At 39.4% G+C, this 16,502-nt stretch carries 13 protein-coding genes; 3 read left to right on the plus strand and 10 right to left on the minus strand.

Features of this window, described 5'->3' with window-relative positions; translation table 11 throughout:
- The first annotated feature begins 13 nt into the window (after window positions 1-13).
- Window positions 14-370 carry a YugN family protein gene (locus tag FZC76_RS02200; RefSeq protein WP_148986639.1) on the plus strand — a complete coding sequence of 119 codons (357 nt, stop codon included), beginning with the start codon at window positions 14-16 and terminating at the stop codon, window positions 368-370.
- 29 nt (window positions 371-399) lie between these two features.
- On the opposite strand, the gene FZC76_RS02205 is transcribed toward FZC76_RS02200, so the two are convergent.
- The gene (locus FZC76_RS02205) at window positions 400-780 is read right to left on the minus strand and encodes an Asp23/Gls24 family envelope stress response protein (RefSeq protein WP_148986640.1); all 381 of its coding nucleotides are present in this window, start codon (window positions 778-780) and stop codon (window positions 400-402) included.
- 211 nt (window positions 781-991) lie between these two features.
- Here FZC76_RS02205 and ytvI point away from each other — a divergent pair, with 211 nt between their 5' ends.
- Window positions 992-2,050 (plus strand): sporulation integral membrane protein YtvI, encoded by a 1,059-nt coding sequence (gene ytvI, locus FZC76_RS02210; protein WP_148986641.1) that lies wholly within the window; start codon window positions 992-994, stop codon window positions 2,048-2,050.
- 49 nt (window positions 2,051-2,099) lie between these two features.
- On the opposite strand, the gene FZC76_RS02215 is transcribed toward ytvI, so the two are convergent.
- The 7 genes from FZC76_RS02215 to cyoE form a co-directional block, all read right to left on the minus strand.
- Window positions 2,100-2,567 carry a DUF420 domain-containing protein gene (locus tag FZC76_RS02215; RefSeq protein WP_148986642.1) on the minus strand — a complete coding sequence of 156 codons (468 nt, stop codon included), beginning with the start codon at window positions 2,565-2,567 and terminating at the stop codon, window positions 2,100-2,102.
- Between the two features lie 305 nt (window positions 2,568-2,872).
- The gene (gene ctaG, locus FZC76_RS02220) at window positions 2,873-3,781 is read right to left on the minus strand and encodes a cytochrome c oxidase assembly factor CtaG (protein ID WP_148986643.1); all 909 of its coding nucleotides are present in this window, start codon (window positions 3,779-3,781) and stop codon (window positions 2,873-2,875) included.
- 590 nt (window positions 3,782-4,371) lie between these two features.
- Window positions 4,372-4,704 carry a cytochrome c oxidase subunit IVB gene (ctaF, locus tag FZC76_RS02225; RefSeq protein ID WP_060666854.1) on the minus strand — a complete coding sequence of 111 codons (333 nt, stop codon included), beginning with the start codon at window positions 4,702-4,704 and terminating at the stop codon, window positions 4,372-4,374.
- A 6-nt stretch (window positions 4,705-4,710) separates the two neighbouring features.
- Complete coding sequence (locus FZC76_RS02230; RefSeq protein WP_010193000.1) at window positions 4,711-5,334, minus strand: cytochrome (ubi)quinol oxidase subunit III; 624 nt, start codon at window positions 5,332-5,334, stop codon at window positions 4,711-4,713.
- The gene (gene ctaD / locus FZC76_RS02235; protein WP_148986644.1) at window positions 5,334-7,205 is read right to left on the minus strand and encodes a cytochrome c oxidase subunit I; all 1,872 of its coding nucleotides are present in this window, start codon (window positions 7,203-7,205) and stop codon (window positions 5,334-5,336) included. The genes FZC76_RS02230 and ctaD overlap by 1 nt, the downstream gene beginning before the upstream one ends.
- Window positions 7,206-7,230: 25 nt before the next feature.
- Window positions 7,231-8,292 carry a cytochrome c oxidase subunit II gene (gene coxB / locus FZC76_RS02240; RefSeq protein ID WP_148986645.1) on the minus strand — a complete coding sequence of 354 codons (1,062 nt, stop codon included), beginning with the start codon at window positions 8,290-8,292 and terminating at the stop codon, window positions 7,231-7,233.
- A gap of 278 nt (window positions 8,293-8,570) precedes the next feature.
- Window positions 8,571-9,512, minus strand: coding sequence for a heme o synthase (cyoE, locus tag FZC76_RS02245; protein ID WP_392396803.1), 942 nt, complete (start codon window positions 9,510-9,512; stop codon window positions 8,571-8,573).
- Between the two features lie 498 nt (window positions 9,513-10,010).
- On the opposite strand from cyoE, the gene FZC76_RS02250 reads away from it, so the two are divergent.
- Window positions 10,011-10,949 carry a COX15/CtaA family protein gene (locus FZC76_RS02250; protein ID WP_148986646.1) on the plus strand — a complete coding sequence of 313 codons (939 nt, stop codon included), beginning with the start codon at window positions 10,011-10,013 and terminating at the stop codon, window positions 10,947-10,949.
- A gap of 44 nt (window positions 10,950-10,993) precedes the next feature.
- On the opposite strand, the gene FZC76_RS02255 is transcribed toward FZC76_RS02250, so the two are convergent.
- Both FZC76_RS02255 and pyc read right to left on the minus strand, forming a co-directional pair.
- Window positions 10,994-12,418: a cryptochrome/photolyase family protein gene (locus FZC76_RS02255; protein ID WP_148986647.1), complete on the minus strand. Its 1,425-nt coding sequence runs from the start codon at window positions 12,416-12,418 to the stop codon at window positions 10,994-10,996.
- A 526-nt stretch (window positions 12,419-12,944) separates the two neighbouring features.
- A complete protein-coding gene (gene pyc, locus FZC76_RS02260) occupies window positions 12,945-16,388 on the minus strand; it encodes a pyruvate carboxylase (RefSeq protein ID WP_148986648.1) in 3,444 nt (1,147 codons plus the stop codon).
- Window positions 16,389-16,502 lie beyond the last annotated feature (114 nt).

Genomic DNA, 16,502 nt, shown 5'->3' on the forward strand with positions numbered 1-16,502 from the left:
GGAGTGTACATACATGAAAATTGAGAATACAGGCTTTGAAAATGAAAGAGTGGAATTATCCCGTTTTACAGACATCATGGAGGACTTAGGTTTTGACCTTGCCGGTCAATGGGACTATGAGCGAGTAACCTATGACAGAAAATTTGAAACAAAAGAAGGCACATTCTACCTTCGTTTACAAGGTTATGCTGTAGAAGGTGATATTGGTGGTTCACATGCTATCATTAACTTGATGACACCACTTTTAGGTAAGCATTATTATCCACATGGTGTGGAGTATGGAGAAGGCGAAACATTTCCTTCAAATATAGTATCTACTTCAACTTCTTTATTAAAACAAGCTAAAGAACGTATGGATACAATTAAATAATTCAAATGAGTTCTCAAGGTGAATTGCAGTCATAACGGGCTTGCTTCACCTTTTTTCTTTAAACTTTGTTTGATCCATATATGATCAACGTGAATATTTATTTCAGATACTGTCTCACCGGTAATGACTTCAATTTCTTTTTTAATCAATGCTTGTAGTTCCTTGCATTTTTGTGGAATACACTTGTTGTATACGACAGCAACAAAAAGCTCGATGCGTAGCTTATTTTCATCATTTTGATTAATCACTGCATGATTGATTTGGTCTCTATTTATGAAAGAGTACAATTTACCTACCGACCGTGGTGGGAGAAGTTTTATATCACCAATATCTGAAACACAGATAGAAATAACAGTTTGCAGCAGCATATTACTCATCTCTTCCTGTCCTTTCTTCAGTACCAACATCATGTATACCTCCTTTTCTCTTTATGGGTTTTATTATTTTATGCTTTTATACTATAACTGTGCTTACTTAACTTTTATTTAATTTTTCCCTTCTAAATATATAAGAATGTATAATCAGAAACAGTTCTCATATTTATTTTCATACATACTGTTATTTCAATAAAATCCATACTATAATTAATATAGGAGTATGGTAGTAGAAAGGAGACATCCATTGTCAACGCTGTTTAGTATACGAACACTTTTTATACTCATTATTATTGCTGTAATAGCAATAATTGCATTTTTTATATTGCCTGTATCAATTCCCATCATCATTGCTTTGATTACTGCAATGTTTCTTGAACCTCTTGTGAGGCTTTTACAAGCAAGAGCGAAACTACAAAGAAACCTTTCTGTTTTCATCGTTTTTCTTTTGTTTTTGACTAGTATCGGGATTGTAGGGTATTTTCTAACAACAAAAGTAATTACAGAAGGTATCAACTTGGTTGAGAATGCCCCTTCTTACATAAATGAAGTGAACAGGGTATGGCGTGATTTTCAATCAGATATGAATAATGCTTCTGAAGATCTTCCGCCTGAATTTGTTACTGAAATCAGCCTGCAAGTAGACAAATTTCTTTATGAATTGAGAATATATTTGACAGATTTGTTTAATATACAGAATATCAAGAGTATTTTCACAAATATTCCAAATTATTTGGTCAGTTTCATTGTCTACCTGATTGCCCTTTTCCTATTTTTAATTGATATGCCTCGCTTAAAAGCGGGTCTTTATTCACACCTTAAAGAAGAAACGGCAGCCAAAGTAAAATTCATGAGTTCAAGATTATCTTATGTTGTATTTGGTTTCTTTAAAGCACAATTCCTTGTCAGCGTCATTATATTTTTCGCCAGCTTGATTGGATTGTTATTTATTTCACCCGAGGTAGCTTTACTAATGGCTTTCATTATCTGGGTCATTGATTTCATCCCCATTATTGGTTCCATCGTCATCTTGGGACCATGGGCTATATTCCATTTCATTACAGGTGATATCGGACTTGGAACTCAATTGTCCATTTTAGCTGTTGTGCTTTTAGTCATTAGAAGGACTGTTGAACCAAAAGTTATGGGAAGTCATATCGGACTTTCTCCACTAGCAACATTGATTGCCATGTACCTTGGTTTAAAGCTTCTTGGCATCCTTGGATTTATTGTAGGACCATTATTATTGATTGCATTTAATTCGGCACGTGAAGCAGGTATTATTAAACTGAACTTTAAAATATAGCATGCAAAAAAGGTGATTGGACTATTGTCCAACCACCTTTTTTTTGTTCTTATAGACCTAGTATAGCTTTGAAAACGGAAGTAGTTTCGCCACCATGATAAATAACATATAAAAGTAAGTAAACTGCAACACCTGTAATTGCGGTAGAAAACCAAATGATACTTGTTATCGGGCCAAGCTTTCTATGCTTTTCAAGCTTATTTTTGTAGCCTGTCCATAGGGTGATAATTCCCATAACAGCCCCAACCGTAGCAAGAGTGATGTGAAAAAGCAAGAAGATTGTATAATACACTTTTATATCATCAGGTCCTCCGAAGCTGGTATTGCCAACAAAAATAGTTCTTGATGCATAGATTACAAAGAAAATTATTGCGAAGATTGCTGCAAAAAACATTGCTTTTTTATGTGCCTCTATTTTGCGTTTACTAATTAAGTACCAGCCTATTGCGACAAATATTGCGCTCAGTACAATAAAGAATGTACTGATTGTAGGCATTATTGGGATTGAGTAATCCATTTTGTTCTCCTCTCGTACTTCTATTCATTCTTTTATTTTAGAAAACATTTCACGTTCAATCAACATGAATATAAAACGTTCATGAGATTGTAAATAATGCTACATAGAAAAACAGCAACAGAAAGTGTTGCTGCTTACTTTGTATTTATCTTGCACCGTTGATCTTCCGTTCCAGGCGCTTCGCTTTTAGCGGGCGGTCCGGGAGGCTCCTTGGCAAGCCTACGGGGTCTCCCCTGTCCCTTCCTCAAGCAGAAGTCTGCGCGCCTTCCACTACGATCAACTTGGTTATAACGGAGATACTTACCTTACTCCACCACTTTTGGGTGCATGGCTTTGTTTAGGTCGATTTCGTCTTTTTCACGTTCACGCTTGGCCCAGCCGAAGAATACGTAGGCTAGAATACTGCCGTACATGATTTCTTGGATGATTTTCATGATGACACCACCAAGCTGTTGATCTTCAACCAATGGCAAAGCATTGAACAACTCTGGCCCACCAAGATCAAGACCGCTTAAGGTTCCAGCTGGTACACATAAAGCAAGTGCTGCCATCCATGCAGTTAACTCAGAATACGTAGAATATAGTGGTTGATCTGCGAAAATAATTAAGGCACAAGCAGGTGTCAATAACATTCCGTCTGCCATGATATAGCCAATTTTCTTAATGCCTGAAAGACGCTGTTCCTCAGGAAGTGGATTAACAAGAGGCCACCACATGATAAAAGCACCTAAGAACATTACAGATGTATATGCCGTATGGTAGAACATATCAACCTTTATCGTGTCAAATACGACTGGTATATGATAAAGAGAGAACAATACATTAAAAACGAATAATGCAATAAGTGGTTTCGAAATGAACCGGAACACGGGTTTGACCACTGGAAGATTAATGACTTTTCTAAGAACCCAAGCAGGCATACCCATAAGTAAAATAGGTGGAATTACCAGATATAATATCGCCATTTGCGTCATATGAGCACTTAACATTAAGTGAGATAACAAATCAACTGGTGATCCTTTTACAAGGTAAAACAGTATCATACTGATGAGGAATAAAGCACGTTGCTTGTTTGATATCTCCTCAGAATCCTGGAAACGGTGTCTCCCTTTACCGGTAATATAGAAATATAATGCTATGGTAAGGATAGTGAAAATTAATAAAAATGGACTCCATAAAGCTTGGAATCCGAACATATCCAAGTTGCCGATCATTATGCTGTCACCTCAATTTTATAGAGACCTTAATGAGTCTCACTTTGCATAACCATATTATACTATACAAGACCAAGCTCATTCAATGTGATACAAAAAGGATAGCCCTCATTAACAGAAAGTGTCATGAATTAGACAATGTTACACTTCTATTCCAATAAGAAAAGCTAAGAAAAACTAGGCAAAAAACGCCCGGTTTTTTTAGTTGTTTTGTTATGCTCCGCTGTTGATTTCCGCAAATGGCTTCGCTTTCCTAGGGAAGGTGCTTGAGCCTCCTCACTTCGCTGCGGAGTCTCAAGCTACCTTTATCTCCCTCAGGAGTCTTCGCCTTTTGCTCCAATCAACAGCTATACATTAAAAAAACTAAAAGTTGATGCTTTATCAATAAATCCACATATACACCTTTTTACTACCCTTCGACGAATGAAGTAACCTTGTTGATTGGAGTGGAAGGCGCGTAGACGCCCGCAGGAGGAAGGGACAGGTGAGACCCCGCAGGCAAGCGAAGCGCCTGGAACGCAAATCATCAGTTCTACGCTGTCACACTAACAAAAAAGACAGCCACTAAGGGCTGCCTTTTTGTTTGGTTTTTACCACCAGATAATAGTAGTAAATGCCAAGATTGTGATTAATCCAACTGCCAAACCAGAATATAAGAATAAAGCTGGAGTTTCATGTCCTTTATGGTTCATATGCATGAAATAGTATAGTTGGAAAATACACTGGACAATTGCAAGCAAGATGATGAACGGTACAATAAAGTACTTGGACATCTCTGCTCCTACTGCAAGGAATGCAAGTAGAGTAAGGAAGATCATTAGTACGAAGGATACCACTTGGTATTTCATTTCTTCCTTATTCTTTTTGCGACGATATGCTAAGTCTACTTTTGGGTTACCTGTATTTGATTGAGTATTTGCCATCAGTCATCACACCAATCCCATTAAATATACAACAGTAAAGATGAATAACCATACAACGTCGATAAAGTGCCAGTATAGTGATGCTACATAGAACTTAGGAGCATTGTATAGATCCAAACCACGTCTCATGTTACGGATTAAAAGAGTTCCAATCCAAAGTAAACCGAAGAATACGTGGGCACCGTGAGTACCAACTAATACGTAGAATGCAGAACCAAATGCACTACTAGTAATAGTATGGCCTAAATGGATATAATGATTGAACTCATAAATCTCTAGGATTAAGAATGATAATCCTAAAAGCCATGTGATACCCATCCACAATTGCATCTTTTTGAAGTTAAAGTTTTTCATGTGGTACATAGCGTACACACTTGTTAAAGAACTTGTTAAAAGAATCATTGTTGCAGCAAAAACTAGAGCTAAATCAAATAATTCTTTTTGGTCTGGACCGGAAACAATGGAATCAGGTCCACTTAAAGCTAAATATGTTGCAAACAATGAAGCAAAAAGTACAGTCTCTCCGCCTAAGAAAAGCCAGAAGCCTAAAAACTTGTTTTTGCCTTCAAGGGTCGCCTTTTCAGGCGAAGCTGGGAAAGTTTCTGCTGTGAATTTTTCTTCTGTATGCATTATAGCTTCGCCCCCTTGTCATCATCTTCAGCAAGAAGATCTTCTTTATGAATATGATACCCATGATCATCAATTATTGAACGGAAGAACATAGCACCAAATGTTACTAATAGCCCAATGATCATCACAGGAAGACCCCATGTGAAATCAGTTCTATACATTACACCAAATGCTGCGATAAATAAGCCTATTGAGATGATGAATGGAAGAATAGAACCGTTTGGCATATGGATGTCTCCGATTGGTTCTGCAGGCGTCATGCCTTTTTTACCTTCCATCTTCTCAACCCATAAAGGATCAAGTCCACGAACAAGTGGAGTTTGCGTAAAGTTATGCTCTGGTGGTGGTGAAGGAATGGACCATTCTAATGTACGGCCGTAGCCCCAAGCATCGCCAGCTACAGTCTGCTTGCTTAAAGCAGTCTTTACGATATTGATGAATAAAACAACTGTTGCAAGTGCCATGAAAATAGCACCGATGGAGCTGACTAAGTTACCAAAGTTCCAACCAAGACCGTCGCCGAATGTGAATACACGACGTGGCATCCCCATAAGACCAAGGAAATGTTGGATAAAGAACGTTAAATGGAAACCAATGAAGAATAACCAGAAAGTTATCTTTCCTAAAGTCTCATCTAAAATCTTACCGAAAATCTTCGGCCACCAGTAGTGAAGTCCCGCGAAAAGACCAAACACTACCCCACCTACGATTACGTAGTGGAAATGGGCTACAACGAAATAAGAATCGTGGTATTGATAGTCAGCAGCAGCTGATGCTAGCATTACCCCAGTTACTCCACCTAGTACGAAAGTAGGAATGAATGCTACTGACCATAGCATTGCTGTATTGATTTGTAACTGTCCGCCCCACATCGTGAACATCCAGTTAAAGATTTTAATACCAGTTGGTACGGCAATTGCCATTGTTGCAACCGCAAAGATAGCGTTCGCAATTGGGCCAAGACCAGTTGTGAACATGTGGTGAGCCCACACCATGAATCCTAAGAAACCGATTAATACTGTTGCGAATACCATGGAAGAATATCCGAAAAGACGTTTCTTAGAGAATGTAGAGAATACATCAGAGAAAATACCGAATGCCGGTAAGATTAAGATGTAAACTTCAGGATGTCCGAAGATCCAGAATAAATGCTCCCAGATTACAGTGTTACCACCAAGGTTCGGATCAAAGAAAGCCGTTCCGAAAAGGCGGTCGAACATCATTAATGCCAACCCAACAGTTAATGGAGGAAAGGCAAAAAGAATTAATGCAGATGCTACAAACGTAGACCAAGTAAAAAGTGGCATACGCATATAAGTCATACCAGGTGCACGCATGTTGATGATTGTAACAAGGAAGTTAATACCACCAATTAACGTACCAATACCCGAAATTTGGAGTCCTAACGCATAAAAGTCAATTCCATGACCTTCAGAAGCTAGAGACAACGAAGCGTAAGACGTCCATCCAGCATCAGGTGCGCCACCTAAGAACCAACTCATGTTCAGGAATACTCCCCCGAAGAAGAACAACCAAAAACCTAATGCGTTGATAAATGGAAATGCAACGTCACGTGCGCCGATTTGTAAAGGAACAGCTGCGTTCATAAACGCAAACAATAATGGCATCGCTGCCAGGAATATCATTGTTGTTCCATGCATAGTAAGTATTTCATTATAAAGGCCTGCAGCTAAAAAATCATTATTTGGTAAAGCTAACTGGATACGAATAAACATCGCTTCCAAGCCACCGACGATAAAGAAGAATCCGCCGGCAATAAGGTAAAGGATGGCGATTTTCTTATGGTCTACTGTTGTCAGATAGTCCCATACCGTTGCGCCAAAGCCTTTTTTCTGTGCTAACTTACTCACAATGTAACCTCCCTTTCTGTGAAATCTATTCTTCGTCCACTTTTAATGACATTAAGTATTCAACAAGAGCGTCAATTTCTTCTTGTTCCAAGTTACCGTAAGTACCTGTCATCAAGTTAGCCGGTTTAACTTCTTCAGGATCTTTTAACCATTTTTCCAAGTTTCCTGGAGTATGATCTAAAATACCAGCAATCTTAGTGCGGTCCCCGAAGTTTGTTAAGTTAGGTGCAACCCCAGCGTCACTTTGTGCATCCGCTCCAACAGCGTGACACGTGATACAGCTTTGGTTAAAGATTTCTTCTCCAGCTTGCGCAAGATCAGTTTCTGCTCCATGTTCTTTGCCTTGCATTGTTTCAATCCACTGATCAAACTCTTCTCGAGGCATCGTCTTCACTTTGAAATCCATCAATGCATGTGAAGGTCCGCATAGCTCGGCACATTTGCCGTGGAATAAGTTTTCAGCTTGGCCAACACGCTTTGAATCAAAGTTTAACCAGAAACGGTTTGTGTTGTCTGTGTTTGTATCCATTTTTCCTCCCGCAGAAGGAATCCAGAAGGAGTGCTTTACTTGACTTGCTTCCAAGTTGAAGTAAACATTTTCATCTGTAGGTACATATAGGTCTTGACTCGTTACTACTCCATACTCTGGGTATTCAAACTCCCACCAGTACAAGTGTGCAGTAACATTTACTACAAGTGCATCAGTCTCTTCCTTATCCATTTCGCTGACATCAGCAAGGTGAAAAGTGTAAGAGACAGTTGGAACTGCTAGGATTAAAAGTAATAAAATCGGAATAACAGTCCAGGTGATTTCAAGTTTGTGGCTTCCTTCCACTTGCTTTGGAATAATTTCTTTATCGCCTTTACGCTGACGGAACTTAACTACAACGTAAACGAAGATAATAGAAACCACAACTACTACAAGAATCATAATTGCTGAGCTTAACAAAATCAGTGATTTTTGCATATCTGCCACTTCACCTACTGGCTGAAGTGTAGATAAGAATGGTTTACCACAGCCTGCTAAGAATAGCGCCATTACACTGAAAAGTGATACTATACGCCAATTAGGTAGCCATTTCTTCATAGCCTAATCAAACCCCTCTTTCATATTTAGTGAGTGAAGTAGAATGTATTGATAAATTCCTTCAAAGCTTTGAGAAAGAATCTAATCACAAATTATAGAGCCAACAGGTTTTGCCAAATTAGCTATACACGTTTTACCTCAAAAGGACAAAATTTGCACCCATTGTTTACTATACCACAGGTTATGTAATTTCACCCTTAAATTTTGAGGTGTTTCGCGTGAAAACAGACAGCTACCCTTTATAAGCAATAGCTGTCATGCACTCTTATACCTTGATCTTAAAAAATAGTAACAATGATCATGGAAACAAATAAGATAGTCAGATAATTTAATGAGTAGACAAACATCAATGTTGCCCACTTCATTCCATCTTTCATTTTAAAACCAGCAATACTAAGAGCAAGCCAGCCTAAGTTCAACAGTGTCGCTAATACGATTAATCCCATTCCAAGGTCAAACAACCAGAAAGGTAGCGGTAACAAACAGGCAACCCACACAAGCATTTGTCTTCTAGTTATATCAAAGCCATGAACAACAGGAAGCATTGGAATGCCGGCATTTCTGTATTCCTCACATCTTCGGATTGCAATGGCAAGGAAATGTGGAATTTGCCATACAAACATAATGAAGAATAATATCCAGGCAATCAATGATAGACTCGGGTCTACTGCAGCCCAGCCAATAAGCGGGGGAACTGCACCTGAAACACTTCCAATTACCGTGTTAAGCGTATTTTTCCTTTTTGACCACATTGTATATAAAACCACATAGGTGAAAGCCCCGATAAGTCCAATTACAGCTGCTGTAATTGTTGTAAAACCAAGAATAATAGTTCCTACTGCAGTAAGAAACAACCCTAGATATAGTGCACCTTTAGGATTCATTCTTCCGGTTACGGTAGGACGATTCTTGGTTCTAGACATTAGATGATCAATATCTCTGTCAATATAGTTATTTAAACTACAAGAACCTGCAACAACCAGTGAAGATCCTATCATAGTCAGAAGTACGATATCCAAATTAGCAATAAAACCATCAGTCTGGGTAAAGTATATAGCTAACCAGAGGCCGGTAAACGTAGTGATGAAATTGGAATTCACTATTCCAATTTTAATTAGCGCTAAGAAGTCTTTCCATTTTGAAGGAGCAACTTCCATACCTTGAGGACGTTCATCTGATAATGACGCAGGCGCTTGGTCCAAAGTCCTCAAATTTGCCATTTATATTCCTCCTTTGAACCTTTCATGCAATCATTTGTAATGTGTAAAACAAACGAGCATGTGAATGCGTTTTCACTACCGCAGTAAAATGCGGTATTCATGCACAAATTGAGCAACAAGTGCTCGGCAACATTCTCTCTGTATATTAAATCATATTTGCTAAATACTTTGTGAATTATATTTGAAGAAAATATGACTAATTTGTGTCACCTAAAGAGAATCCGACCCGTGCTTTATAAAACGGTATATAATAGGATTTGTCGAAGCTTTTCACAAAAGTGAAGAAGCTTATTACAAACTTCCCTTATATATTACTAGCAAACTCCACACCATTATTCAACCTTTTTCACGATAATAATTTCCTGATTGATAACTGCATGAGGATATTGTCAATTACCGTAAGATTGTGTAGTATTGGGAGGACGTTTATTATTTTACCATTTCTGTTTCTTTTTTAATATAAGGGAGATACAAATTCTTTCTGAGAAGGTGAATCTAGTGAATAAATTGTTAAAGTGGTTCGCCGTTTGCACGTCTATTATCATGCTTTTTGTTTTGATCGGGGGAGCACTTGTTACAAAAACTGGTTCTGGAATGGGTTGCGGAAGATCTTGGCCTCTCTGTCACGGCGAGCTTATACCAAGTAATATTGACTTCGCCCTCATTGTAGAGCTTAGTCATCGCGTTGTTTCAGGATTAGCTGCACTTATGGTTTTGACTCTGGCAATATGGGCTTGGAGGGCAATTGGCCATAAACGGGAGACAAAATTTTTAGCACTTTTATCCTTTATGGTATTAATTTTACAAGCGCTAATTGGAGCAGCAGCTGTAATGTGGGGACAATCTTCTGCAGTACTTGCACTCCACTTTGGAATTTCCCTCATTTCATTTGCGTCCGTCTTCCTTCTTACTTTACTTATTTTTGAAGTAGATAAGAAGTTTGATGCTGAAACTCTGATAGTGGACCGAAAGATGTCGTTTCATATTATCGGTATTATTGTTTATTGCTATCTAGTTGTGTATAGCGGTGCATTAGTGCGACATGTTGGCGCAAGCTTAGCATGCCCAAGTTGGCCTAGCTGTACACGGAACGGACTGGGTCTTCCCACTCAGATGCATGAATGGATTCAAATGGGACACCGAGCGGCAGCCGGACTAATTGTTGTTTGGATTGTTTATGTTACAGTCCTTGCCATTAAGAAATACAAACACCAGCCTGTCATAAAAACCGGCTGGATTATATGCTCCATTCTTGTACTTTCTCAAGCTACGACCGGAGCATTAATTGTGGTTACGAAGCTAAATATCTTTGTAGCATTATTACACGCTTTAATTATCTCTTGTTTATTCGGGGTTTTAAGCTATTTCTTAATGCTAGTAACGCGTAATAAAACCAATAAGGTTAAATTAAACAACCAAACAACTAAATCGATGTAAAAAACGAGTGGGCTTAATATGGCCCACTCGTTTTTTATACGAAGTTACTTTAATTCTTGAAACATTTGAATTGCTTTTTTTCTTTGAATGGTATGGTCTACCACAGGGCTTGGATAATCTTTGCCTATCACACAACCTGCTTTCCTTTGATCATTCTCACTCATTTTCCATGGCTCATGAATGAACTTCTCCGAAACCCCAGCTAGCTCTGGAAGATACTTTTTTATATACTCCCCTTTAGAATCAAACCGGTTCGACTGTGTCATTGGATTAAAAACACGAAAATATGGTACTGCATCCGTTCCTACTGACGATGCCCATTGCCAGCCCCCAATATTGGATGCCTCATCATAATCATGCAACATCTCCTCAAAGTACCTTTCTCCCAATCTCCAATCCATCAACAGGTCTTTGGTAAGAAAAGAAGCTGTGATCATTCTAATACGGTTATGCATCCAGCCTTCTTCTCTCAATTGTCTCATGCCTGCATCGACAATTGGATACCCTGTTTTCCCTTCTTTCCATTTCCCCAAAAGATTTGAATTGTCATTCCATTTGAGTTGCCGATATTTATCATCTATTTCATTTAATTTACTTTCCGGGTAGTGATGATAGATCATATTGTAAAAGTCTCTCCATGCCAATTCTTTTATAAATGTATCCATTCCTGTGCTATAGGATGTTTGCTGTTTTTCTTGAATGTGATATAAAACGGTTCTAGCGGAAATTGTTCCTGTCCTCAGATGGACGGATAACCTTGATGTCGCTTCTGCAGAGGGTACATCCCTGAATCGATCATATTGATCTATTTTCTTTTGTAAGAATACCTTTAGCAATCTCCTTGCTGCTTCTTCATGCGGAACAGAGTTTTGATCTAAAAACATTGGTAGGTTCGATAAAACTTTTTGACCTTTAGAGTACAATGAATCCTCTCTAACACTCTCTAGGAATAGGTCTTCCTCTGTTAAAACGTATGGATCTCTTTTTGGCTGAGCAATCCACTTTTTGAAATACGGAGTAAAAACTTTGTAAATAGAATCGTCCGCCTTTTTCACTTCCCTAGCACCGTGAATCGTGTAGTCGATATAGGAAGAAACCTTCATTCCCTTCTGTAAAAAGAACTTGTCTATTTCTTCATCCCGTTTTTGACCAGCACCAACTTCATCCTGGTTGTAGTATAATGACGATATTTCAGGGAAATGTTCTAAAATATGAGAGAAGGCTTCCTGCCAAGTTCCCTCTATTATATGAATATATATTCCAAGCTTTTCACACCTTTTAACAAACAGATCCAATGCAGCAAAGAAGTAGCGGTGATTGGGTGTATTATTTTTAGTGAATACCGGATCTAAATGGTAGATGAACAGTAAAGGCTCTTTTCTTTGTTGTGCTTCCTTTACCGCGTGGTATAAAGCAGTGTTATCCTGCAAGCGAAAATCCCTGCGAAACCACATTACTGATAAAGTCATAAGTTAGTCACCTCACTCACCATTATAGATACAAAGCTAACCTAATAAAAGTTTGGATGGGTTACATTCATATAGTAGTGGAAAAACCGACCGGCCATTTTTCGTTACTTGGATACACTCCGCTGTTGATTTCCGCAAATGGCTTCGCTTTCCTAGGGGCTGACGTGAGCCTCCCTCGCCTTCGCCTGCGGGGTCTCCACCTAGCACTATCTCCCTCAGGAGTCTTCGCCTTTTGCTCCAATACACAGCTAGAAATTCAGTTAACTCGTTTAGATACTTTTCCTTTACCCTTTAAATAAATGAAGTTACCTTGTTGATTGGAGTGGAAGGCGCGCAGACGCCCGCGGGAGGAAGGGACAGGTGAGACCCCCGAAGGCGCAAGCCCGAGGAGGCTCACGGACCGCCCGCAGGCAAGCGAAGCGCCTGGAACGGAAATCAACTGGATTATATACTTTCTTATCTATTAAAAAAAGAAACTGAGAATGATGGACCATCACTCTCAGTTTCTTTTAATAGGAAAGTTTAATTAAACTTTATCCACTTCAATTAATAAGTCTCCGGTTGCAATTCCCTCTCCAGCTGCTACATGTATCTGCTTAACAGTACCGCTGAATGGAGCTTGTACGGTTGTTTCCATTTTCATGGCTTCCGTAATCATCAGGTGATCTCCTTTGGAAACCTTCTCCCCTTTTTCCACCAATACCTTGATAACTGTTCCAGGCATAGTAGCTCCGATATGGGTAGGATTAGTTCCATCCATTTTAGGTTTTGTTACCACATCGGATTTAACATTTTCATCTTTAATGTATACTTCACGAGGTTGTCCGTTCAACTCAAAGTACACGACCCTATTGCCATCCCTTTGAGGTTCTCCTATGGAGACAAGCTTGACCATTAATGTTTTTCCTTGCTCGATTTCCACTTGGATTTCTTCTCCGAGCCTCATGCCGAAGAAAAATGTCGGTGTATCAAGAACGGATACATTTCCATACTGTTCATACTTCTTTTGGTAATCTAAGAACACTTTTGGATAAAGTGCATAAGCAATCATCTCATGACTCGTTACTTGGCGATTCAATGTTTCAAACAATTTTTTGCGGACCTCTTCAAAGTCGACATCATCCAATAGCTCGCCTGGACGGATTGTAATAGGCGATTTTCCTTTTAGGATGACTCTTTGCAGATCTTCTGGGAATCCTCCATGCGGTTGTCCCAAATATCCTTCAAACAATTCGATAACAGAATCAGGAAAGTCGATCGTTTCTCCTTTTTCCAGTACATCTTGTTCTGATAGGTTGTTTTGAACCATAAATAACGCCATATCACCAACTACCTTAGATGACGGTGTTACTTTGACAATATCACCAAACATATCGTTCACGCGACGGTACATTTGTTTTACTTCTTCCCATCGAGCTCCAAGTCCTACCGCTTTTGCTTGTTGTTGAAGATTACTATATTGTCCTCCAGGCATTTCGTGCATATATACCTCGGAGTGCGGGCTGTTCATGCCACTTTCAAAATCACTGTAGTATTTACGAACATCTTCCCAGTAATGAGAAAGCTGTTCTAACGCTTTAACAGATACATCCGGTTTTCTATCTGTTTCTTCTAGTGCATAATATAGGGAATTAGCACTTGGCTGTGAAGTCAGACCTGCCATGGAACTAATCGCCACATCCACAATATCAACGCCTGCTTCAATTGCTTTTGCATACATATAGATTCCGTTTCCGCTAGTATCATGAGTATGAAGGTGGATCGGAATGTCCACTGTTTCCTTCAAAGTGGATATTAAACGATAAGCTGACTGCGGCTTTAATAGGCCCGCCATATCCTTGATAGCAAGAATATGAGCTCCGCTTCTTTCCAATTCTTTTGCCATATCACAATAATATTGCAGGTCATATTTCGTTCTGCTTGGATCATTGATATCTCCTGTGTAACAGATAGCTGCCTCTGCCAATTTTCCAGAGTCTCGAACGGCATCAATAGCCAACGTCATCCCTTTGACCCAGTTCAAACTATCAAAGATCCGGAATACATCAATTCCAGCATATGCAGATTTCTCTACGAACTCCTTTATTAAGTTGTCTGGATAGTTCTTATACCCTACCGCATTGGATGCTCTAAGTAACATTTGGAAAAGAACATTCGGCGCCTTTTCGCGCAATGTCAACAGACGGTCCCAAGGATTTTCACTTAAAAATCTGTATGCCACATCAAACGTCGCTCCCCCCCACATTTCCATCGAGAAAAGATTTGGCAGCAACTTAGCTGTTGGCTCGGCAATCTGTTTTAAATCATTCGTACGGACTCTTGTTGCTAATAAAGACTGATGCGCATCCCTAAAGGTAGTGTCAGTCAATAACACTTCCTTCTGATCTGTCACCCATTTAACCAACCCGTCAGCTCCACGCTCGTCCAAAATTTGCTTTGTACCACTTGGTACCTCACCAATATGGGTGACTTCCGGCATTCTAGGATTAGTGAAGATTGGTTTTTTCCTTTTTTCCACACCTGGGAATCCGTTGACCGTTACATTTCCAATATAGGTGAGCATTTTAGTACCACGGTCTTTACGTTTTGGGAAGACAAAAAGCTCAGGTGTTGTATCAATGAATGATGTATCATATTGCCCATTCATGAATTTTGGATGCTTTACCACGTTTTCTAGGAACGGAATATTTGTTTTGATTCCACGAATTCGGAATTCTTTCAGGTTTCGCTCCATTTTAGAAGCTGCATGTTCAAATGTTAAAGCCCATGTGGACAGCTTTACAAGTAAGGAGTCATAATACGGCGTGATGACTGCTCCTTGATAGCCATTCCCTGCATCCAAACGAACTCCAAATCCTCCACCAGAACGGTATGCCATGATCTTACCTGTATCCGGCATAAAACCATTTAATGGATCTTCCGTTGTTACACGGGACTGAATGGCAAACCCGTGAACTCGGATGTCTTCCTGCTTTGGAATACCAAGTTTACTGCTATGTAAGGCATGTCCTTCTGCAATCATGATTTGGGACTGTACGATGTCAACACCCGTTACCATTTCTGTGATGGTGTGCTCAACTTGCACACGAGGGTTAACTTCTATGAAATAGAATTCTTCTCCTGCAACCAGAAACTCAACGGTACCTGCATTAATGTAATCCACATTTTCCATCAATTCTACTGCAGCGTTACAAATTCGTTGACGCAAGTCCTCAGAAAGAGAAACACTCGGTGCGATCTCTACGACTTTTTGATGACGTCGTTGAATGGAACAATCACGCTCAAACAAATGAATGATTTCTCCGTGTTGATCCCCAAGGATCTGAACTTCAATATGTTTTGGGTTTTCAATTAATTTTTCTACATACACATCATCATTTCCAAATGCCGCTTTTGCCTCTGATTTTGCACGATCAAACGACTCACGCAATTCGGATTTGCTGCGGACGATGCGCATACCACGACCTCCGCCACCAAGTGCAGCCTTGATCATTAACGGGTAGCCGTACGTTGCAGCAAAGTCCATCACTTCATCCAACGAGTGGACCGGACCATCTGTACCCGGTATGACAGGAATATTGGCAAGCTGGGCTTGTGTTCTCGCTTTTACTTTGTCCCCGAACATATCCAAATGCTTGGAGGTTGGCCCAATAAAAATAATGCCTTCTTCTTCACATTTTCTAGCAAAATGAATGTTCTCTGAAAGAAAACCATATCCAGGATGAATCGCATCTACGTCATTCGCTTTTGCAATTTCAATGATTCCATCGATGTCAAGGTAAGCATCAATCGGTTTTTTACCTTCTCCTACAAGATATGCTTCATCTGCTTTATAGCGATGGAATGAGCCGATATCCTCATTTGAGTAAATAGCAACTGTGCGAATGTTTAGTTCTGTACAAGCTCGAAAAACACGAATTGCAATCTCGCCGCGGTTCGCAACAAGAACCTTGTTTATTTTTCTCGTCATATTGTCTCCCCCTAGTAGCTACTTCTCACGTGGAAAAGTTTAGAATATTTTATCAATTATAAAAGCCATTATACATTATTTTTCGATAACTTTCCTCTTTTTCGGTACAATCCT

The sequence above is a fragment of the Sutcliffiella horikoshii genome (assembly GCF_008180725.1).
GTDB lineage: Bacteria > Bacillota > Bacilli > Bacillales > Bacillaceae_I > Sutcliffiella_A > Sutcliffiella_A horikoshii_B.

Excerpts from the sequence above, each read along its gene's own strand:
- FZC76_RS02200 (WP_148986639.1), top strand. The coding sequence starts at position 14 with ATGAAAATTGAGAATACAGGCTTTGAAAATGAAAGAGTGGAATTATCC.
- FZC76_RS02205 (WP_148986640.1), bottom strand. The coding sequence starts at position 780 with ATGATGTTGGTACTGAAGAAAGGACAGGAAGAGATGAGTAATATGCTG.
- FZC76_RS02215 (WP_148986642.1), bottom strand. The coding sequence starts at position 2,567 with ATGGATTACTCAATCCCAATAATGCCTACAATCAGTACATTCTTTATT.
- ctaG (WP_148986643.1), bottom strand. The coding sequence starts at position 3,781 with ATGATCGGCAACTTGGATATGTTCGGATTCCAAGCTTTATGGAGTCCA.
- ctaF (WP_060666854.1), bottom strand. The coding sequence starts at position 4,704 with ATGGCAAATACTCAATCAAATACAGGTAACCCAAAAGTAGACTTAGCA.
- FZC76_RS02230 (WP_010193000.1), bottom strand. The coding sequence starts at position 5,334 with ATGCATACAGAAGAAAAATTCACAGCAGAAACTTTCCCAGCTTCGCCT.
- coxB (WP_148986645.1), bottom strand. The coding sequence starts at position 8,292 with ATGAAGAAATGGCTACCTAATTGGCGTATAGTATCACTTTTCAGTGTA.
- cyoE (WP_392396803.1), bottom strand. The coding sequence starts at position 9,512 with ATGGCAAATTTGAGGACTTTGGACCAAGCGCCTGCGTCATTATCAGAT.
- FZC76_RS02255 (WP_148986647.1), bottom strand. The coding sequence starts at position 12,418 with ATGACTTTATCAGTAATGTGGTTTCGCAGGGATTTTCGCTTGCAGGAT.
- pyc (WP_148986648.1), bottom strand. The coding sequence starts at position 16,388 with ATGACGAGAAAAATAAACAAGGTTCTTGTTGCGAACCGCGGCGAGATT.